Below are 18,223 nucleotides of genomic sequence, written 5' to 3' on the forward strand. Positions count from 1 at the left end.
TGTTCGAGGACCACCGCCTAGGGTGGTCTGCATGCTTGCTGCCTATGCCGCGAAGTTCAGTCCGGAAGATCCGGTGTCCGCGCTCGAGGTGGGAGAGCGGCCCGAGCCCGAGGCGCGGGACGGGTGGGTGACGATCGACGTCAAGGCGTCGGCGCTGAACCACCACGATCTGTGGTCGTTGAAGGGCGTCGGACTGGCCGAGCAGAGCCTGCCGATGATCCTCGGCTGCGACGCGGCCGGCCTCGACCCGGACGGCAACGAGGTCGTCGTGCACGCGGTGATCTCGGACCCGGCGTGGAAGGGCGACGAGACCCTCGACCCGAAGCGGTCGCTGCTGAGCGAGCGGTACCAGGGCACGCTGGCCGGGAAGGTCGCGGTGCCGGCGCGCAACGTCGTCCCGAAGCCGGCCGGGCTGAGCTTCGAGGAGGCCGCCTGTCTGCCGACGGCGTGGCTGACCGCGTACCGGATGCTGTTCACGCAGTCGGGGCTGAAGCCGGGCGACACCGTGCTGGTCCAGGGCGCGGGAGGTGGGGTCGCGACCTCGCTGATCACGTTGGCGCGGGCGGCCGGGATCCGGGTCTGGGCGACCAGCCGGGACGAGGCGAAGCGGGCCAAGGCGGTCGAGATCGGCGCGCACGAGGCGTTCGAGTCCGGGGCGCGGCTGCCGGAGCGGGTCGACGCGGTGATGGAGACCGTCGGCCAGGCGACCTGGTCGCACTCGCTGAAGTCGCTGAAGCAGGGCGGGACGCTGGTGATCTCCGGCGCGACCAGCGGCCAGGCGCCGAAGTCGGCCGAGCTGAACCGGATCTTCTTCCTGCAGCTGCGGGTCCAGGGCTCGACGATGGGCACCCGGCAGGAGCTCGCCGAGCTGGTCCAGTTCATGGCGAACGCGGGGATCTCGCCGCACATCGACTCGGTGCTGCCGCTGGCCGAAGCGCGGACCGGCTTCGCCAAGATGAACGACGGCGACGTCTTCGGCAAGATCGTCTTCACGGTCTGATCGATGAGGCCGATGGGACCGGTGATCCGCCGAGCTGAGCCGGCCGACGCCGAAGCGGGCGCCTGGTGCCACCTGCTGTGCTGGCGGGAGGCGTACGCCGGGCTGGTGGAGCCAGGGTTGCTGGCCGAGCGGACGAGCGACATCGAGCGGCGCGTGGAGCGCTGGACGAGCGCGCTCGCGGCCGGCGTGGTCCGGTGGATCGCGGTCGACTCCGGGGATGACGTTTCGGTGCGCGATCGGGTCGTCGGGTTCGCGTCGGCCGGGACGTCGCGGGACGAGGATGCGCCGACAGAGCTTGAGCTGTACGCCATCTACACCCGAGCGGCCTGGTGGGGGACGGGGCTGGGTGCTCGGCTGTTCGAGGCCGCTGTAGGAGACGAGCCGGCCAGCCTTTGGGTGCTGGAGGGGAACGCGCGGGCGCGGGCGTTCTACCGGCGGCTGGGCTTCGTGGAGGACGGGTCCACGGTGGACGAGCCGTTCTTCGACGTGCCGGAGATCCGGATGGTGCGTCCGGGCGGCTGAGCTTGCGACGCTTTGATACATCACCTATGTTACATAGAGGATGGTGTATCTCGTCGGGAGGTGCTGCTGATGCAGGACACGGATGTGACCGCGCAACGACTGCTCACCTCGGCGGCCCGGCTGTCCCGGGATCCCGAGACGGAGATCGACTGGGACGCGCCGGTCGGCGACGGGTACGGGCTGAGCCCCGAGTGGAGCACGCTCTACGCCACCGAGTACTGGGACGAGCTGACCGAGGCGGAGCAGCGTGAGCTGACCCGGCACGAGTCCGCGTCGATCGCGGCGACCGGGATCTGGTTCGAGCTGATCCTGCAGCAGTTGATCCTGCGGGACGTGTACGCCGTGAGCCCGGCGAGCCCGGAGTTCCAGTGGGCGCTGACCGAGATCGCGGACGAGTGCCGGCACTCGATCATGTTCGCCCGCGCGTCCGGCCGGCTGGTCGACGCGGAGTACCGGCCGCGGCTGCCGGCTCGCGAGCTCGGCCGGATGTTCAAGGCCGTCGCCACCGGGGAGTCGGCGTACGCCGCGATCCTGGTCGCCGAAGAGGTGCTCGACGTGATGCAGCGGGACTGGATGCGGGACCGCCGGGTCGAACCGCTGGTCCGCACGGTGAACCACATCCACGTCGTCGAGGAGTCCCGGCACATGGTGTTCGCGCGGGACGAGACCCGGCAGCGGCTCGCGGGTGCGGGACGGGTCCGGCGCTGGACGAGCGCGCTGGTGATCGCGCTGGCCGCCGACATGATCGTCAGCAGCATGGTGAGCCGGGAGGTGTACGCCAACGTCGGGCTCGACGTCGAGCGCGCTGTCCGGGCCGCCCGGGGTAACGAGCACCACAGGTCGTTGCTGCGATCGAGCTGTGCCAACCTGATGGACTTCCTCGGCGAGGTGGGCCTGCTGACCGCTCCGGCGGCGCGGATCTACCGCCGGACCGGGATGCTCTGAGCAATGACCTACGCGATCACCGGGGACTGCTGCTCCGACGCGAGTTGCGTGTCCGCCTGCCCGATGAACTGCATCCACCCGTCGCCGGGGGAGCCGGGCTTCGGGACCACGGACGGGCTGTTCATCGACCCGCGGACCTGTATCGACTGCGGCGCCTGTGCCGAGGTCTGCCCGGTCGACGCCGCCAAGCCCGCCGACCAGGTCACGCCGGCCGAGCTCGCGGCCAACGCGGAGTACTTCGCGGACCGGCCGTTGCTGGACGGGTTGGACCTGGACAGCTGGGAGCCGCCGCGCTTCGACCCGTGGACGGGTGGACCTCGCCGGGTCGCCGTGGTCGGCGCCGGGCCCGCCGGAATGTACGCGACCCGCGAGCTGCTGCTGCGGAGTACCGCCGAGGTGACCGTGTACGACCGGCTGCCGTTGGTGGGCGGGCTCGCGCGGTACGGGGTCGCGCCGGATCATCCGTCGACCAAGCGGATCGTGGCGACGTTCGAGCGGGTGATCGCGCATCCCCGGGTCCGCTGGCGGCCGGGGGTCGAGGTGACCGAGCTGGGGACGTCGTACGACGCGGTGGTGCACGCTGTCGGGTCGTACCGGAGCCGGCTGCTCGGGATCCCGGGGGAGGACGGCGAGCGGAGTTGCACGGCGGCCGAGGTGGTTGCCTGGTACAACGGTCGGCCGGGGGGCGAGCGACTGCCGGTACCGCTGGCCGGGCCGCGCGCGGTGATCGTCGGGAACGGCAACGTGGCCCTGGATCTGGCCCGTCTCCTGGTCAGCGACGAACGCCGGCTGGCCGGGATCGAGCTGCCGGCCGCGGTGCGCGAGACGCTGGCGGAGAGCACGATCCGCGAGATCGTGCTGGTCGGACGACGGGGCCCGGACGCCGCGGCGTACACGGTGTCGGCATTGCGCGATCTGCTGGGCCTGGAGGGCGTCGAGGTGGTCGTGGATGCCGACGGCCGGCACGATCCGCTGCCGGAGTCGCTGCGCCGGGAACGGCTCGACCTCGCCACTCCGCCTCGTCCTGGTCGACGGGTCGTCCTCCGCTTCGGTACCACGCCGACGGCCTGGGATCCGGCGGTTGGGCTGGCCACGTCGAGCGGGGTCATCGAGGCCGGGAACCTGTTCACCGCGATCGGTTTCGCGGGTAGCCCTGTTCACGGTCTGCCCTTCGACGAGGAACGCGGGATCGTGCCGAACGTCGGGGGAGCGGTGCTCGGTCGGCCGGGGCAGTACGTGACCGGGTGGATCAAGCGCGGCGCCCGAGGCGGGATCGGGGCCAACAAGGCGTGTGCCGAGGAGACGGTCCGGACGCTCCTGAACGCCTCGACCGGGGCGCTCGCCGGTGGACCTGAGGTGTCAGCGGCACTGTTGTGACAGGTTTCCGCGGTGACGTTTCCTCCCTGAAACATTGCCGTCTCGGCCGGGCAACGCGCGGGGTTCAGGCTGGACGTACCGCGGGAAACCCCCGGGGCTTCGATCCGCCCGATCGAATGAGGGAGCAGGAGTGCCCATGAGGCCGACCTTGACGGTGATCGCCGACCCCGCCGACCGTTGGATGACGAAGGCGGCCTGCGTCGGCCAGGCGCCGGCGTACGACGAGAGCGCGAGCCAGTGGGAGCAGCGCCGGGCGCAAGCGGTCTGCCTGACGTCCTGTCCGGTGCTCGAGGAGTGCCGGGAGTGGGCGCGTCGCACCAAGTTCACCGGGACGGCTGCCGGGGAGAAGTTCCTGTACGGACGCCGCCGTGGTCGCCCGGGTCCCTCCGAGCGACGCCGTACGCAGGTGGTCGCCTGATGGTCAGACGCCGGCGAGTTCGCTAGCGCGTTCCTCGTCGGCGTCCTTGGTCCGGCGGAACGGCTCCGCGAAGGTCGGCAGGATCTCCCGCCGGTTGTGCACGAACGCGGCCACCGCCAGCGCGGCGTAGATCCCGCAGAGCACGTACCGCCCGGTCTGGCCCGGTACGGCGAACTGCACCGCGAACAGGCCGAGCAGGGTCCACGCGGCCCAGCGGGGGAAGCGCAGCGCGAGCAGGACCGCGATACCGAGCAGCGTCTGGGTCGCGGTGAGCAGGAACTCCTCGATCTGCCGGCCGTCCAGGTGCAGCGCGGCCGGGCCGCCGCCGAGGCCGTACGCGATCGGGAGGCTGCCGATGAGCAGCGTCCACTGGTTCACCTTGGCGGAGATCAGCAGTCCGAGCGCCGCGGCGCCCTTGCCACGCCAGGCGAACAGCAGCGCCACGATGAACTCCGGCGCCTCCGACGCGAGTGGGGCGAGCCACTGGACCAGCAGGAACTGGTCGATGCCGAGGGCCTGGCCGCCCTCGACCAGCGAGTCGGCGAACGGTTCGGCGGAGAGCAGGATGATGCCGGCCGCGACCAGGAACATCGTGGTCACGGTGATCCGGCGCGTGGTGGTCGGCAGCGCGCCGATCCGGGCGGCGGGCCCGATCAGGTCCGGCTCGTCGTCGTGCCCGGACACGGCCGCGCGCCACAGGTAGTACGCGAAGAAGGCGAGCAGCGCGATCCCCAGGACCAGGTGGATCTCGCCGGTGACGGGGATGATGAACGCGACCACGCTGGCGATCGCGAGGAAGCCCAGCTCCCGCCGGTACCCCGAGTCGAGCACAAGGGCGCGGACGGTCCGGCCGGACCGGCGGCTGGCGACGAACAGGCTGAGCAGAACGACGCTGGACCAGCCGAGGCCGAGCAGGAGCCGGTTGGAGCCGGTCATGTTGGCGGCGGCGTACTGCACGTACTCGGGCTGGCTGCCGGCGGTGTGCGCGAAGTACAGGTCGACCGCGTACTCGGGCAGGACGGCGATGACGGCCAGCAGGGCGATGGCCAGCCCACCGGAGATGTCCATCTCGGCGGCCTCGGCGGCCCAGGCGAGGACGAAGGACGCGGCGACGACGCCGAGCCCGAAGATCACGATCGCCAGAGGGGCGGCCGGGTGCGTTCCGGTGAGCCGGAGGGCGACCGCTGGGATCGCCACGGCCAGGCAGAACAGCACGGGGCGGAGTGCTCGGGGCATGCGTCCAGCGTGCCATCGTTTCGATACTTTCGCAATTGCGAAAGTGTGAGACCGTCATCACCACCGGCCTGCCGCGTGCCGAAGGCCCGGTCCAGCGGTCACAATGACTGCGCGATGACGACACCGATGCCCGAACCGACGAAGGCCCAGCTGGAATCCGCCGCCGGCACCTTCGCGATGCTGTCCGCACCGGTGCGGCTGCATCTGGTCTCCCTGGCGGCCCAAGGCGAGTACGACGTGGGCACGCTGGCCGACCGCGTCGGGGTCAGCATCGCCACCGCGAGCCAGCACCTCGGCAAACTCCGGCTGGCCGGCATCATCACCGCCCGCCGCGAAGGCCGCCGGCACATCTACACCGTCGACGACCCGCACGTGCTCAACCTGGTCGACCAGATCTTCGAGCACATCGCCCCCGACGGCTCCCTGGCCCCCGACCCCCCGCGCCGGACCAGACCGCCCCACACCGACTAAAGCACGTGCCGCAGGTACTGCTCGGGCTGCCGCAGGTAGGCGCGCCAGTTCTGCACGAGTTCCAGGTCGTCCCAGGCCGATTCGCGAAGGCCCCAGTCACCGACCTCGAGGATGCGCGCGCCCGGGAGCGCCGCGATCACGGGGGAGTGGGTCGCGCACAACACCTGTGACCCGGACTCTGCCAGCTGGTTGAGCACGCCGACCACGGCGAGGCTGGACGAGAACGACAGCGCGGACTCGGGTTCGTCCAGACAGTAGAAGCCGCGCCGGTCGAACCTGCTGCTGATCAACGTCAGGAAGCTCTCACCATGGCTCATCTCGTGGAACACGGGGTCGGGCGGCCCGTACTCCTTGGGGTTCTCCTCGAGGTACGTGTAGAACCCGTGCATCGTCTCGGCCCGCAGGAAGAACCCGGCCCGCTTGGCCCCGACCCCACGAGTCAGCTGCAGTTCGCCGGCGAGAGGTGACTCGGTTGCCCGGGTGGTGAGCCGGGCTCCGGTGGATCCGCCCTCGGGCGACATGCCGTACGCGACCGCGATGCCCTCGACCAGGGTGGATTTGCCGCTGCCGTTCTCGCCGACGAGGAAGGTGACGCCGGGGGCCAGGTCCAGGCCGTCGGTGAGGACCTGGCGGACCGCTGGGATGGTGTGTGGCCAGTAGGTGGACGGACGAATGCCCTCCGCCGCGGTGACCCGTCGTACGGGGTGGTCGGCGAAGGGCATTCGGTCAGCCTCGGACAGCCTGGATCAGTCGTCCTCGTCGTCGAGTCTCGCGAGCCAGGTCGCGAAGCGCTCGATCGGGGTCTCGAACTCGGGGTTCAGGTCGACGAACTCGCGCAGCCGTTCGGCCACCCAGGCCAGCGAGACCTCCTCCTCGCCTCGCCGGCCCTCGAGTTCCTCGATCCCTCGGTCGGTGAAGTACACGTCAGCTGAACGCCTGCTTCAGCAGCGTCTGCTGCTCGGCCGTGTGCACGCCCATCGAACCGACCGACGGCGCCGACATGGCCGGCCGGGACACCCGGTAGAACGGCTTGCCGCCGAGGTGCTCGGTCAGGTTCAGCGCCATGAACGGCCACGGACCCTGGTTCGCCGGCTCGTCCTGGACCCAGCGGACCTCGGTGGCGTTCGGGTACTTCGCCAGCTCGGCCTTGATCTCCTCGGCCGGCAGCGGGTACAGCTGCTCGACCCGGATGATCGCGGAGCTGATCTTGTCCGGCTCCACCTTCTTCCGCTCGGCCAGCAGGTCGTACGAGACCCGGCCGGACGCGAGCAGGAGCCGCTCGACCGCACCGGGGTTCGCCTCGGCCTCGGGGTCGCTCAGGATCGGCCGGAACGTGCCGTGGGTGAGCTCCTCCGGCTGCGACACCGCCTCCTTGCGCCGGAGCAGCTGCTTCGGCGTGAAGACGATCATCGGGTTGTGCTCCTCCTGCAGCGTGTGCCGCCGGAGCAGGTGGAAGTACGACGCCGGCGTCGACGGCTGAGCCACCGTCATCGCGTTCTCCGCGCAGAGCGAGAGGAACCGCTCGATCCGGGCCGAGGAGTGGTCCGGGCCCTGGCCCTCGTACCCGTGCGGCAGCAGCAGCACGACGCCCGACTTCTGGCCCCACTTCGCCTCACCGGACGAGATGTACTCGTCGATGATCGACTGGGCGCCGTTGACGAAGTCGCCGAACTGCGCCTCCCACAGCACCAGCGCGTCCGGCCGGGCCACGGAGTACCCGTACTCGAAGCCGAGCGCGGCGTACTCGCTGAGCAGCGAGTCGTAGACGTGGAAGTTCGCCTGGTCCTCGTCCAGGTGCTGCAGCGGGACGTGGTCCGCGCCGTTGACCCGGTCGATGACCGCGGCGAACCTCTGGACGAACGTGCCGCGGCGGCTGTCCTGACCGGCGAGCCGGACCGGCCGCCCGGCCAGCAGCAGCGAACCGAACGCGGTCATCTCCGCGCTGGCCCAGTCGATCGGGCCCTGGGTGATCGCGGCCGCCCGGCGCTGCAGCTGCGGCAGCACCTTCGGGTGCGCGGTGAAGCCCTCCGGCAGCGTGGTGTACGCGTCGGCGATCTTCTTCAGCACCTCGGGCGTGGTCGCCGTGGCGTCCGGGCCCTCCGGCTTCTCCGGGTAGACCGGCACGGTCACGTACGGCGCCGGGTCCTCGGGCAGGTTCTTCGCCTCGCGGACCTCGGTGAAGACGCGCTCCAGCCGCTGCTGGAAGTCCCGCATCGCCTGCTCGGCCTCGTCGACGGTGATGTCGCCGCGGCCGATCAGGGCCTCGGTGTACAGCTTGCGGACGGACCGCTTCTGCTCGATCAGGTCGTACATCAGCGGCTGGGTGAAGCTCGGGTCGTCGCCCTCGTTGTGACCGCGGCGGCGGTAGCAGACCAGGTCGATGACGACGTCCTTGTTGAACGCCTGGCGGTACTCGAAGGCCAGGTCGGCGACCCGGACACAGGCCTCGGGGTCGTCGCCGTTCACGTGGAAGATCGGCGCCTGCACCATCCGCGCGACGTCGGTGCAGTACATCGACGAGCGGGACGAGGCCGGCGAGGTGGTGAACCCGACCTGGTTGTTGACGATCACGTGGATCGTGCCGCCGGTGCGGTAGCCGCGCAGCTGGGACAGGTTCAGCGTCTCGGCCACGACGCCCTGGCCCGCGAAGGCCGCGTCACCGTGGACGAGGACCGGCAGCACCGGGAACACGACGCCCTGGTCGAGGATGTCCTGCTTGGCCCGGGCGATGCCCTCGAGGACCGGGTCGACGGTCTCGAGGTGCGACGGGTTCGCCGCCACCGACACCTTGATCCGGTCACCGAACTCGGAGACGAACTCGCCCTCCGCGCCCAGGTGGTACTTCACGTCGCCGGAGCCCTGCACCGTCCGCGGGTCGATGTTGCCGTCGAACTCGCGGAAGATCTGGCCGTACGACTTGCCGACGATGTTGGCCAGCACGTTCAGCCGGCCGCGGTGCGCCATGCCGATGACGACCTCGTCCAGCCCGGCGCCGGCGGCCTCCTCGCAGATCTCGTCGAGCAGCGGGATCGTGGTCTCGCCGCCTTCCAGCGAGAACCGCTTCTGGCCGACGTACTTGGTCTGCAGGAAGGTCTCGAACGCCTCGGCCTCGTTCAGCTTGGCCAGGATCCGCAGCTGCTCCTCGCGCGGCGGCTTCGTGTGCGGCCGCTCGATCCGCTCCTGCAGCCACTTGCGCTGCTCGGGGTCCTGGATGTGCATGTACTCGATACCGGTGGTGCGGCAGTACGAGTCGCGCAGGATGCCGAGGATCTCGCGCAGCTTCATGAACCGGCGGTCAGTCGCTGCGCCGAACGAGCCGGTCGCGAACTCGCGGTCCAGGTCCCACAGGGTCAGCCCGTGGGTGGCCACGTCCAGGTCCGGGTGGCTGCGCTGCTTGTACTCCAGCGGGTCGGTGTCGGCCATGATGTGGCCGCGGACCCGGTACGCGTGGATCAGCTCGAGGATCCGGGCCTGCTTGCTGATGTCCTCCTCGTGGCTGTGCGGGAGGTCGGCGGCCCAGCGGATCGGCTCGTACGGGATCCGCAGCGACTGGAAGATCTCGTCGTAGAAGCCCTCCTCGCCGAGCAGCAGCTTGTGCAGCCGGCGCAGGAACTCGCCCGACTGGGCGCCCTGGATGATCCGGTGGTCGTAGGTCGAGGTCAGCGTCATCACCTTGCTGACCGCGAGCTTGGCCATCGTCTCCTCGGCCGCGCCCTGGTACGCCGGCGGGTACTCCATCGCGCCGACGCCGATGATGCAGCCCTGGCCGGTCATCAGCCGCGGCACCGAGTGCTGGGTACCGATCGTGCCGGGGTTGGTCAGGCTGATCGTGGTGCCCTGGAAGTCGGGCAGCGCGAGCTTGTTGTCCCGGGCCCGGCGGACGATGTCCTCGTAGGCCATCCAGAACTCGGCGAAATTCATCGTCTCGGCGGCCTTGATCGACGGCACCAGCAGCTGCCGGGTACCGTCCGGCTTCTGCATGTCGATGGCCAGGCCGAGGTTGATGTGCTGCGGCTGGACCAGGGTCGGCTTGCCCTCGGTCTCGTCGTACGACGCGTTCATCTCCGGCAGCGTCTTCAGCGCCTTCACCAGCGCCCAGCCGATCAGGTGGGTGAAGGAGACCTTGCCGCCGCGGGCGCGCTTGAGGTGGTTGTTGATGACGATCCGGTTGTCGATCAGCAACTTGACCGGGACCTGGCGGACGCTCGTCGCCGTGGGGACCGTGAGGCTGGTCTCCATGTTCTGCGCGGTCCGCGCGGGCGCGCCGCGGAGGATCTGCCGCTCGGAGTCGGCGCTGGTCGCGGGCGCCGGCTTCGGCTTCGCGCTGGGCGGTTGGTTCACCGTTCCTCCGGTCGGGGCGCCGGCGGCGGCCTTGTCGGCCGGCGCGGCGGGCTGGGTCTGCTTGGCCGGGGTGGCCGCCGCGGCGGGAGCCGGCGCTGCCGGGGCCGGTGCTGCCGGGGCCGGGGCGTTGGCGGCGGCGCGGGCGGCGGGCCGGCTCGCGGCGGGCGCGGTGGCCGCGGTGCCGCGACTCGGTGCCTCGGGCGTCTTGTTGTCGGACACCGCATCGGGACGGGGAGCGTCGGCCTTCGCCTTCGCGTCACCCGGGCTGTCCCCCTGGAGATTGTTTCCCTCGAAGTAGGTCCGCCACGCCGGCTCGACCGACTTCGGATCCTGGAGGTACTTCTCGTACAGCTCGTCGACCAGCCATTCGTTCGCGCCGAAGGCTGCAAGGGGATTCGTGTCTGATGGCTCGGTGGCCACTTGGCAGTTCGCCTCTTCCGATTTCTGCGGGTCAGATACCACTGTGATGAACGCTGAAGTTATGGGGGTGGTCCCCGAGGGCAAGGCTAATAGCACCGGCAAGTCACTGACAGCCCGGGATCACCGGACCAGTGTGTCGAGTGGTTCCGCCGCGCGGACCGGATCGATCCGGCCCTGAAACACCCAGGTTTCCGATGTTTCAGCGTTGTTGCCTCCGGCCCCACTCGGGACGGGCCGGTTCGGCCCGCTCGGAACTGCGGGACCCGTTGCAGAAATGGGGTTCCGGCGTTGTTCGCGGGCTGTTGCGATGTGCGCCCTGAGCGTGACTGGCCACTGTATGCAGCTGCGCGCTTGCTGGCCGTGATGATCAGTCTCGGGCGTTACTGTGGTGAACCTCACGCTGCGGATCAGTCCAGTTGTCATCGATTGGCCAGCCGCCGGACCAGCTTCAGCCCTGACCAGGTGGCGTCGACGGCGGCGACCTTGACGTCCACCACGCCGAGCGGGAGCGCGAGTTCGCGGACGCCGTTCTCGTCCAGGTCGGTCGGCACGCCCGACGACTTCTTCGGCCAGGCGATCCAGATCATCCCCGCGGTCGCCGTCCGCTCCAGCAAGGTTGGCAGCGTTCTGGCGAGGTGGGCGCGATCGGGGCAGAAGGCCAGGACGACGTCGTAGCTGGTCCTCGGCTTGGCGCGGGTATCGGGCCGGAGCTCGGGCGGCAGTCCCTCGATCGCGAAGTCGGCCGGCGCGTTGTCGACCAGTACCGCGTGCTCGGTCTTGATCCCGAGCTTCGCGGCCAGCGGCTTGCCCGAATAGCCGGGCGTTGGTGCGGCCATGGGGCCGATGGTATGTTCTGGATATTAGCTATCCAGAATTCGTGAGGAAGGCCGCCGGATGATCACCAACCCCGAAACCCTGCACGACCCCGTCCCCTTCGGCTACAGCCACGTCGCCGAGGTCGGGGACCTCGTCTTCGTCGCCGGCCAGTACGCCTCCGGGCCGGACGGGCTGGTCACCGTGGAGACCTTCGAGGAGCAGGTGGAGCTCGCCTTCGCCAACCTCGGAACCGCGCTGAAGTCGGCCGGGCTGGACTACGCGGACGTGTTTCAGCTGCGGACGTACATCGTCGACCACTCCGGGGAGAAGCTGGAGATCGTCGGTGGGGTCCTGGGTCGGCTGTGGGGTGGCAGGCCGCCGGTGCAGACCATGCTCGGCGTGGCCGCGTTGGCGCTGCCGGAGATGCGCTTCGAGGTGGACGCCATCGCCATCCGTCGCTCCTAGGCCCTGGTGGGGCGGCATACTGAGCGGATGGCTTTGACGGATGAGGCGATCGTCAAGATCAAGGAGATGATCACCTCGGGGGAGCTCGGCCCGGGGGACCGGTTGCCGAAGGAGGCGGACCTCGCCGCGCGGCTGGGGCTGTCGCGGAATTCGCTGCGGGAGGCAGTCAAGGCGCTCACGCTGGTGAACGTTCTCGACGTGCGGCACGGCGACGGGACGTACGTGACCAGCCTCGATTCGGCGCATCTGCTGGATGCGCTGAGCTTCATGGTCGACCTGCATCGCGACGACTCGGTGCTGCAGTTCTTCGAGGTACGCCGGCTGCTCGAGCCGGGCGTCGCCGCGCTGGCCGCCGGGCGGATCAGCCGGGAGAAGCTGGCCGATCTCCGCCTGCTGACCAGCGATCTCGCGGCCGGCGCCTCTGTCGACGAGCTGGTTGCGAACGATCTGCGCTTCCACCGCGGCATCGCCGAAGCCACGGGGAACGGTGTCGTCTGCTCGCTGCTCGACGGCATCTCGGGAGCGACCCAGCGGGCCCGTATCTGGCGCGGCGTCACCGAGGCGGGCGCGGTCGAGCGGACTCTCGCCGAACACACCGCCATCCTCGACGCGATCGAGGCCGGTGACGCCGAAGCCGCCCGGGCCTGGATGACGGCTCACATCGCCGGCGTGGAGAACTGGCTCCGCAAGGCGCGCTGAGGGTTCGTTCTCGTCTCCCGGTAGTTGGGGGAGCGGTTGCTGGGGGCAACTGGTTTCAGGTAATCCTCTTGAAGGCCGGCCGGGTCCGGCTCTAGTCTTGGGGCTGTCCCATTGCCGACGTCAGGGGTGCGGGTTGTAACTCCGAGGTCTTTCTTCCAGCGATCGATCGCCACCGTCCGGTGCCGCGATCTCGTTCGAGACCTCTTGGAGCACCCCACATGAGTCATTCCCTCCGCTGTCACGACCTCTCCTTCGCCTGGCCGGACGGCGATGTGCTGTTCGACGGGCTGAGCTTCGTCGCGGGCCCGGTGCGGTCGGGGCTGGTCGGGCGCAACGGCACCGGCAAGTCCACGTTGCTACGGCTGATCGCCGGCCGTTTGACGCCGCAGCGCGGTTCGATCCGGGTCAGCGGTGAGCTCGGGTACCTGCCGCAGGACCTCACGCTCGACATCACGCTGCGCGTCGACGAGGCACTCGGGATCGCCGGGGTCCGGCGCGCGATCGACGCGATCGAACGCGGTGATGCTTCGGAGGCGAACTTCACCGCCGTCGGCGACGACTGGGACGTCGAGGAACGCGCCGACGCGATGCTCGGCAAGCTTGGCCTGCCGATCGACCTGGATCGCAGCGTCGGCGAGCTGTCGGGCGGCGAGACGATCCTGCTCGGCCTGGCCGCCGAGTTGCTGCGCCGCCCTGACGTGCTGTTGCTCGACGAGCCGACGAACAACCTCGATCTCCGGGCTCGGCGGCATTTGTACGACGCGGTCGACCTGTTCCGGGGCGCGTTGCTGGTGGTCAGCCATGATCGCGAGCTTCTGGATCGAGTCGACCAGATCGGTGACCTCCGGAAGGGCGATCTCACGTGGTACGGCGGCAACCTCACGGCGTACGAGGAGGCCGTCGCGGTCGAGCAGGAGGCCGCCGAGCGGATGGTTCGCAGCGCCGAGGCGGATGTGCGTAAGCAGCGGCGGGACCTGATCGAGGCGCGGATGAAGATGGATCAGCGTCGGGCTCGGGGCCAGCGGGCGTTCGAGCAGGGCGGGATCCCGAAGATCGTCGCCGGCGGTCTCAAGCGGTCGGCGCAGGTCTCTGCGGGGAAGCATCTCGGCATGCAGTCCGAGCGCCTCGACGCAGCGCAGGAAGCGCTCGCCGATGCCGAGGAACGGGTGCACGACGATGACGCGATCCGGGTCGACCTGCCGCGGACGGCTGTGCCTGCTGGGCGTGTGGTTCTGCGACTGGAGGACCACGTACTGCGGACCGGGTTGCCGGTCACGTTGGAGATCCGTGGGCCGGAGCGCATTGCCTTGACCGGTCCGAACGGTGCCGGGAAGTCGACGCTGCTGCACGCGATCGCGGGGGAGTCGTTGCCGTTGGTCCCGTATCGGCTACTGCCTCAGCGGCTGGATCTGCTGCGGGACGACCTGTCGATCGCGGAGAACCTCGCGCTGTTGGCACCGAGTACGGACAACAACGATCGGCGGGCTCGGTTGGCGCGGTTCCTGTTCCGGGGCCGGGCTGCGGACCAGCCGGTGCAGACGTTGTCGGGCGGCGAGCGGTTCCGGGCGACTTTGGCGGCATTGCTGCTCGCGGAGCCGCCGCCGCAGTTGCTCATGCTGGATGAGCCGACCAACAACCTCGACCTGGCCAGCGTCGCCCAGCTCCAGCAGGCGTTGACGTCCTACGAGGGCGCGTTGCTGGTCGTGAGCCACGATGTGCCGTTCCTGCGGGAGTTGGGGATCACGCGGTGGTTGGCGATCGAGGACGATCAGCTGGTCGAGGTGGATCCGCTGTAGGACGCGCTCAGTACCGCTGCCCAAGTCCCACTGCTCGGTTGTCGCGCTTCTCATCCTGGGCGCGGGTCGCCGTCGTTGGGAGAGTCGGGCGGGCGCATCGGGATGACGCCGCCGCCCTGGGTGTCGGCGCGCTTGAAGTCTGCACGGTGGGTGCCGGTGTGGTCGACGTGGAAGGTGAAGCCGTGGGGGCTGGTCCATTCCAGGGTGCCGTCGGTGGTGCGGTTGACGTTCCAGTGGCCGTGGGTTTTGACCCGGTGGCTGTAGCGCCGTAGCGGGATGAGTTTGGTGGTGCCGGTCTGCCCGGGTGGTCCGTGGGGGTCGTAGGGCTGGATGTGGTCGAGGTCGGTGGCGAGTGTGGTTTCGGTGGTGCCGTAGGGGAATTGTTCGATGGGGTGGATGAGTTTGAGTTGTTCGCGGAGTCGGCGGGGGATTTCGTAGGCGTCGACGCTGATGGTGTCGTTCAGGTCGATTACCGGCCGGATCGAGTAGGGGCGGTGGCCGATGAGTTCGGTGAGCTGGGCAGCGAGCAGCGGGCCACAGCCTTCGACCCGGGCGACGCCGTGGCCGGTGACGAGGGTGTGGTCGGTGAGGTGGACGTAGATGGTGGTGCGGCTGGTGCGGGAGCCGGTGATGCCGTCGAGTTGGGCCAGGTCGGCGTTGACCATCTGACGGGTCGGCGTCTCGACACCCGTGACTATCTGACCGGCGCCGGAGGTGGCATCGGGGGCGTGGTCGGCGTCGGCGCTGGGCGTGACGTCCCACGGTTCGACGCGCTCACCTTGACTGCACGCGACCTCACCAGTCGTGGCGTCGGCCGGCGGCGCCACCGCAGTCGCTGAAGGCTGGGCTGCTTCGGTCGGTGTCGGGGTGGGCAAGGTGCCCGTGCGGCCGGCGGTGAGGATGGCTTGGGCGTGGGCCGGGTCGGCCAGGATGCCCAGTGCCCGCGCCCGCCGCAGCCGCACAGGATCCGGATCACCCAGCGTCTTCAACGCCTCCGCCAACGCATCAATCGTGGCGTCGAACCGCAGCACGTCACCGGTCGCGGCCAGGATCCACACCGACTTCGTGCCGTGATCATCGGCCCGCCCGACATACACACCACGCTCACGCGCCTTCCGCTCCGCGGCAGACCGGGCAGCATCCTGATCAGCGCGATAACGAGCAGCCGTGACGATCTTGCCGAGCCGGATCGGGGTGACCGTGTCGACGAGTCCGGCGACCTGCTCGTCGACGATCGCTGCCGCCTCCTCGGACAGGTCCAGGCAGGCGGTGGCGACCTTGCACGCCTTCCACGGCGTCGCCTCACCGTTCAACACCGTCGCCCAGATCCGCGGCAGCCGATGCCGCAACGCCAACGCCTGCCCGATGTAGGCCGCAGCACTGCCCGCCGACGTCCCGACCATCGCCCCGAACTCCGCCGGCGCGAACTCCGCAATCGCCGGACACCCCACACCCCCATAAACCACACCCCGCTCCCGCCCCGGCCGCCGTCCCTCCCCACCCCGAGCAGGCAACCCATCAGCACAGTGCAAATCAGCAAACACCTGCGCATGCACCAACAACCGAGCCTCAAGCCGATCAATCTCAGCACGATGCGCCGCAGCCGAGGCCAACACCCCAGCCGCATCCAGCTCCGCAACATCGTCATCGAACATACGTGCGACTATAAATCAAAGGCAACCAAGCAAACCAACCCACAACCCCCAAACGCCCTTACACATAAGGAAATCTTCAGGAAGCAGCCTCGCTAAGCCCACGCGCCAAGGAAAGCGCCGCCGAGCGAAGCTCATCAGACCCCACGATCCGAAACGGCGCATGCAGAGCAGTCAGCTGCCGCGCATACCAATACGGCTCGTCCGTACTGGCCACCAGCCGCGTCCGATCTCCCTCCAAAGCCTCCAACCGACCCAAGTTCCGAGGAATCCACCGAGAAACCTGATCCACCGGCGCCTCGATCACGACCTCGACCTGGTACTTCCACCCCTCCGCGAGATGCTCCTCGAGCGTCCGGAACGCATCGAGCCCCGCCGGTAACTCGAAGCCCTCGGCAAGCACCTCCACCGAAGCGATCCGGTCGACCCGAAGCACCCGCCGAGCCTCCCGGGCATGCGACCAGCACAGCAGGTACCACCGCCCGTGCCGCACGACCACCGACCAAGGATCCACGTCCATCGCCCGAACAACGTCCTCGCCCAACCGGTACCCGATCCGCACCCGCCTCCGGGAGGTCGAAGCCCGCACCAGCGAGGCCGTCAACTCCGGATCGGGAACAGCCTTCGGAGCCGGCCCACGAGTCGCCACACTACGGATAGCGTCGACGGCCTGCGCCAGAGGTTCGGGCAGTACGCGCACGATCTTCCCGATCGCGTTCTCCACCGGGTCGGACGTACTGCTGCCGCCGTGCTCGGCCTCCAGCATCGCCATCACCAAGCCGAGCGCCTCGGGCGTACTGAACATCAACGGCGGCACCCGCAGACCACGGCCGATCCGGTACCCGCCGTACCGGCCGCGGCTGGACTCGATCGGGATCTCTGCCTCCCGCAGGATCCCGACGTACCGCCGGACGGCGCGCTCGGTCACGCCCAGCCGGTCGGCCAGGCGTTCGGCGGAGATGCCGGGGCTGTTCTGGATGAACTCGAGCACCAGCAACGCCCGCGCGGTCGGACTCGCGTCGTACACGGCCACCATCAGACCACACATTCCGGAAGCAATCCGTCCGGAAAGCCCGACCACTCAGGAAGTAGGAGCGTCCTCCCGCAGCAGACCGGCGGACTTCAGGTCGGACCACAAGCCGACAGGGATCTCCACCTTCGACAGAGCCGCGTTCGCATGCGCCTCGGCCGCGGATCGGCAGCCGACCGCGATTCCCGCGACCGCCGGGTGGAACTGCGGAAACGCCAGCGCCGCGGACGGCAGGGTGACGCCGTGCGACTCGCAGACGTCGGCCAGCTTGTTCGCCTTCTCGATCAAGGCAGCGGCCGCTGGTTCGTAGTTGAAGGTCGCGTCGGAGGCGGGCCGCGGTTGCGCCATCAGCCCCGAGTTGAACACGCCCACCGCGAGTACCTGCACGTCGTTCGCCACGCAGGCGGGGAGGACGTCGTCCAGCCCGTCGGGGTCGATCAGCGTGTACCGGCCGGCCAGCATGATCACGTCGAGGTCGATCTCCTCGACGAACCGGGTCAGCATCGCGGTCTGGTTCATCCCGGACCCGATCGCGCCGATCACGCCCTGCTCGCGCAACTCGATCAACGTCGGGAAGGCCGTCGCGACCGCTTCCTCGTAGTGGTCGTCCGGGTCGTGCACGAAGACGACGTCCAGGCGGTCCGTACCGATCCGGCGGAGCGAGTCCTCGATGCTGCGGAGGACGCCGTCACGGCTGAAGTCCCAGCGGCGGCGCCGTCGGGACGTGATGTCGAAGCCTTCGTCGTCGGTGGCCGAGGTGTCGGCCTCGTAGATGATCCGGCCGACCTTGCTGGACAGCACGTAATCGTCGCGCGGCCTGCTCGCGAGAGCGGCGCCGAGACGTTCTTCGGCGAGGCCGAGACCGTAGTGCGGAGCGGTGTCGAAGTAGCGCCAGCCCTCGTCCCAGGCGGCGTCGACGGTCGCGAGCGCGTCGTCCTCGGTGATCTCGCTGAGCAGGCCGCCGAGCGGGGCGCCGCCGAGGCCGATGCGGAGGTCGGTCGGGAAGATCTTCATCACCGCACCACCGTACGGAGC

Annotated in this window: 17 protein-coding genes; 9 read left to right on the forward strand and 8 right to left on the reverse strand. The window is 69.4% G+C overall.

Annotated elements, in window-relative coordinates:
- Positions 1 to 31: 31 nt before the first annotated feature.
- From FB561_RS31670 to FB561_RS31690, 5 genes are all read left to right on the forward strand, one after another.
- Positions 32 to 1,000 (forward strand): zinc-binding dehydrogenase, encoded by a 969-nt coding sequence (locus FB561_RS31670; protein WP_145813720.1) that lies wholly within the window; start codon positions 32 to 34, stop codon positions 998 to 1,000.
- A 3-nt stretch (positions 1,001 to 1,003) separates the two neighbouring features.
- A complete protein-coding gene (locus tag FB561_RS31675; protein WP_238335246.1) occupies positions 1,004 to 1,522 on the forward strand; it encodes a GNAT family N-acetyltransferase in 519 nt (172 codons plus the stop codon).
- Between the two features lie 69 nt (positions 1,523 to 1,591).
- A complete protein-coding gene (locus tag FB561_RS31680; RefSeq protein ID WP_145813721.1) occupies positions 1,592 to 2,467 on the forward strand; it encodes an AurF N-oxygenase family protein in 876 nt (291 codons plus the stop codon).
- 3 nt (positions 2,468 to 2,470) lie between these two features.
- The gene (locus FB561_RS31685; RefSeq protein ID WP_145813722.1) at positions 2,471 to 3,844 is read left to right on the forward strand and encodes an FAD-dependent oxidoreductase; all 1,374 of its coding nucleotides are present in this window, start codon (positions 2,471 to 2,473) and stop codon (positions 3,842 to 3,844) included.
- 136 nt (positions 3,845 to 3,980) lie between these two features.
- A complete protein-coding gene (locus tag FB561_RS31690) occupies positions 3,981 to 4,262 on the forward strand; it encodes a WhiB family transcriptional regulator (protein ID WP_145813723.1) in 282 nt (93 codons plus the stop codon).
- Positions 4,263 to 4,265: 3 nt separating this feature from the next.
- On the opposite strand, the gene FB561_RS31695 is transcribed toward FB561_RS31690, so the two are convergent.
- Positions 4,266 to 5,498 carry a sodium:proton exchanger gene (locus FB561_RS31695; protein WP_145813724.1) on the reverse strand — a complete coding sequence of 411 codons (1,233 nt, stop codon included), beginning with the start codon at positions 5,496 to 5,498 and terminating at the stop codon, positions 4,266 to 4,268.
- Positions 5,499 to 5,612: 114 nt separating this feature from the next.
- Here FB561_RS31695 and FB561_RS31700 point away from each other — a divergent pair, with 114 nt between their 5' ends.
- Positions 5,613 to 5,969: an ArsR/SmtB family transcription factor gene (locus FB561_RS31700; RefSeq protein ID WP_145813725.1), complete on the forward strand. Its 357-nt coding sequence runs from the start codon at positions 5,613 to 5,615 to the stop codon at positions 5,967 to 5,969.
- Here the strand turns inward: FB561_RS31700 and FB561_RS31705 are convergent.
- The 4 genes from FB561_RS31705 to FB561_RS31715 all read right to left on the reverse strand — a co-directional run bounded on the left by FB561_RS31705 (position 5,966) and on the right by FB561_RS31715 (position 11,566).
- Positions 5,966 to 6,691, reverse strand: a complete 726-nt coding sequence (locus tag FB561_RS31705; RefSeq protein ID WP_145813726.1) for an AAA family ATPase — start codon at positions 6,689 to 6,691, stop codon at positions 5,966 to 5,968. The two genes, FB561_RS31700 and FB561_RS31705, sit on opposite strands and share 4 nt — an antisense overlap.
- A 24-nt stretch (positions 6,692 to 6,715) precedes the next feature.
- Positions 6,716 to 6,892: a DUF6104 family protein gene (locus FB561_RS38065; protein ID WP_170284904.1), complete on the reverse strand. Its 177-nt coding sequence runs from the start codon at positions 6,890 to 6,892 to the stop codon at positions 6,716 to 6,718.
- A gap of 1 nt (position 6,893) precedes the next feature.
- On the reverse strand, positions 6,894 to 10,730 hold the full coding sequence (locus FB561_RS31710; RefSeq protein WP_145813727.1) for a multifunctional oxoglutarate decarboxylase/oxoglutarate dehydrogenase thiamine pyrophosphate-binding subunit/dihydrolipoyllysine-residue succinyltransferase subunit: 3,837 nt from the start codon (positions 10,728 to 10,730) through the stop codon (positions 6,894 to 6,896).
- Between the two features lie 419 nt (positions 10,731 to 11,149).
- On the reverse strand, positions 11,150 to 11,566 hold the full coding sequence (locus FB561_RS31715; RefSeq protein WP_145813728.1) for a DUF3052 family protein: 417 nt from the start codon (positions 11,564 to 11,566) through the stop codon (positions 11,150 to 11,152).
- Positions 11,567 to 11,624: 58 nt separating this feature from the next.
- Here FB561_RS31715 and FB561_RS31720 point away from each other — a divergent pair, with 58 nt between their 5' ends.
- The 3 genes from FB561_RS31720 (at position 11,625) to FB561_RS31730 (ending at position 14,506) form a co-directional block, all read left to right on the forward strand.
- The gene (locus tag FB561_RS31720) at positions 11,625 to 12,011 is read left to right on the forward strand and encodes a RidA family protein (protein WP_145813729.1); all 387 of its coding nucleotides are present in this window, start codon (positions 11,625 to 11,627) and stop codon (positions 12,009 to 12,011) included.
- A gap of 27 nt (positions 12,012 to 12,038) precedes the next feature.
- Positions 12,039 to 12,710 (forward strand): FadR/GntR family transcriptional regulator, encoded by a 672-nt coding sequence (locus tag FB561_RS31725; RefSeq protein WP_145813730.1) that lies wholly within the window; start codon positions 12,039 to 12,041, stop codon positions 12,708 to 12,710.
- A 218-nt stretch (positions 12,711 to 12,928) separates the two neighbouring features.
- Positions 12,929 to 14,506, forward strand: a complete 1,578-nt coding sequence (locus FB561_RS31730; protein WP_145813731.1) for an ABC-F family ATP-binding cassette domain-containing protein — start codon at positions 12,929 to 12,931, stop codon at positions 14,504 to 14,506.
- Positions 14,507 to 14,556: 50 nt separating this feature from the next.
- Here FB561_RS31730 and FB561_RS31735 read toward each other — a convergent pair whose 3' ends face one another.
- From FB561_RS31735 to FB561_RS31745, 3 genes are all read right to left on the reverse strand, one after another.
- Complete coding sequence (locus FB561_RS31735; protein WP_145813732.1) at positions 14,557 to 16,161, reverse strand: 13E12 repeat family protein; 1,605 nt, start codon at positions 16,159 to 16,161, stop codon at positions 14,557 to 14,559.
- 76 nt (positions 16,162 to 16,237) lie between these two features.
- Positions 16,238 to 17,194, reverse strand: coding sequence for a helix-turn-helix transcriptional regulator (locus FB561_RS31740; protein WP_145813733.1), 957 nt, complete (start codon positions 17,192 to 17,194; stop codon positions 16,238 to 16,240).
- Positions 17,195 to 17,239: 45 nt separating this feature from the next.
- Positions 17,240 to 18,202 (reverse strand): aldo/keto reductase, encoded by a 963-nt coding sequence (locus FB561_RS31745; protein WP_145814162.1) that lies wholly within the window; start codon positions 18,200 to 18,202, stop codon positions 17,240 to 17,242.
- Between the last annotated feature and the right edge of the window lie 21 nt (positions 18,203 to 18,223).

The sequence above is a fragment of the Kribbella amoyensis genome (assembly GCF_007828865.1).
In the GTDB taxonomy this organism is placed as follows: domain Bacteria; phylum Actinomycetota; class Actinomycetes; order Propionibacteriales; family Kribbellaceae; genus Kribbella; species Kribbella amoyensis.

Bases quoted from the DNA above. Each gene is read 5' to 3' on its own strand.
- FB561_RS31670 (WP_145813720.1), top strand. From the start codon at position 32: ATGCTTGCTGCCTATGCCGCGAAGTTCAGTCCGGAAGATCCGGTGTCC.
- FB561_RS31675 (WP_238335246.1), top strand. From the start codon at position 1,004: ATGAGGCCGATGGGACCGGTGATCCGCCGAGCTGAGCCGGCCGACGCC.
- FB561_RS31680 (WP_145813721.1), top strand. From the start codon at position 1,592: ATGCAGGACACGGATGTGACCGCGCAACGACTGCTCACCTCGGCGGCC.
- FB561_RS31685 (WP_145813722.1), top strand. From the start codon at position 2,471: ATGACCTACGCGATCACCGGGGACTGCTGCTCCGACGCGAGTTGCGTG.
- FB561_RS31690 (WP_145813723.1), top strand. From the start codon at position 3,981: ATGAGGCCGACCTTGACGGTGATCGCCGACCCCGCCGACCGTTGGATG.
- FB561_RS31695 (WP_145813724.1), bottom strand. From the start codon at position 5,498: ATGCCCCGAGCACTCCGCCCCGTGCTGTTCTGCCTGGCCGTGGCGATC.
- FB561_RS31700 (WP_145813725.1), top strand. From the start codon at position 5,613: ATGACGACACCGATGCCCGAACCGACGAAGGCCCAGCTGGAATCCGCC.
- FB561_RS31705 (WP_145813726.1), bottom strand. From the start codon at position 6,691: ATGCCCTTCGCCGACCACCCCGTACGACGGGTCACCGCGGCGGAGGGC.
- FB561_RS31715 (WP_145813728.1), bottom strand. From the start codon at position 11,566: ATGGCCGCACCAACGCCCGGCTATTCGGGCAAGCCGCTGGCCGCGAAG.
- FB561_RS31720 (WP_145813729.1), top strand. From the start codon at position 11,625: ATGATCACCAACCCCGAAACCCTGCACGACCCCGTCCCCTTCGGCTAC.
- FB561_RS31725 (WP_145813730.1), top strand. From the start codon at position 12,039: ATGGCTTTGACGGATGAGGCGATCGTCAAGATCAAGGAGATGATCACC.
- FB561_RS31730 (WP_145813731.1), top strand. From the start codon at position 12,929: ATGAGTCATTCCCTCCGCTGTCACGACCTCTCCTTCGCCTGGCCGGAC.
- FB561_RS31735 (WP_145813732.1), bottom strand. From the start codon at position 16,161: ATGTTCGATGACGATGTTGCGGAGCTGGATGCGGCTGGGGTGTTGGCC.
- FB561_RS31740 (WP_145813733.1), bottom strand. From the start codon at position 17,194: ATGGTGGCCGTGTACGACGCGAGTCCGACCGCGCGGGCGTTGCTGGTG.
- FB561_RS31745 (WP_145814162.1), bottom strand. From the start codon at position 18,202: ATGAAGATCTTCCCGACCGACCTCCGCATCGGCCTCGGCGGCGCCCCG.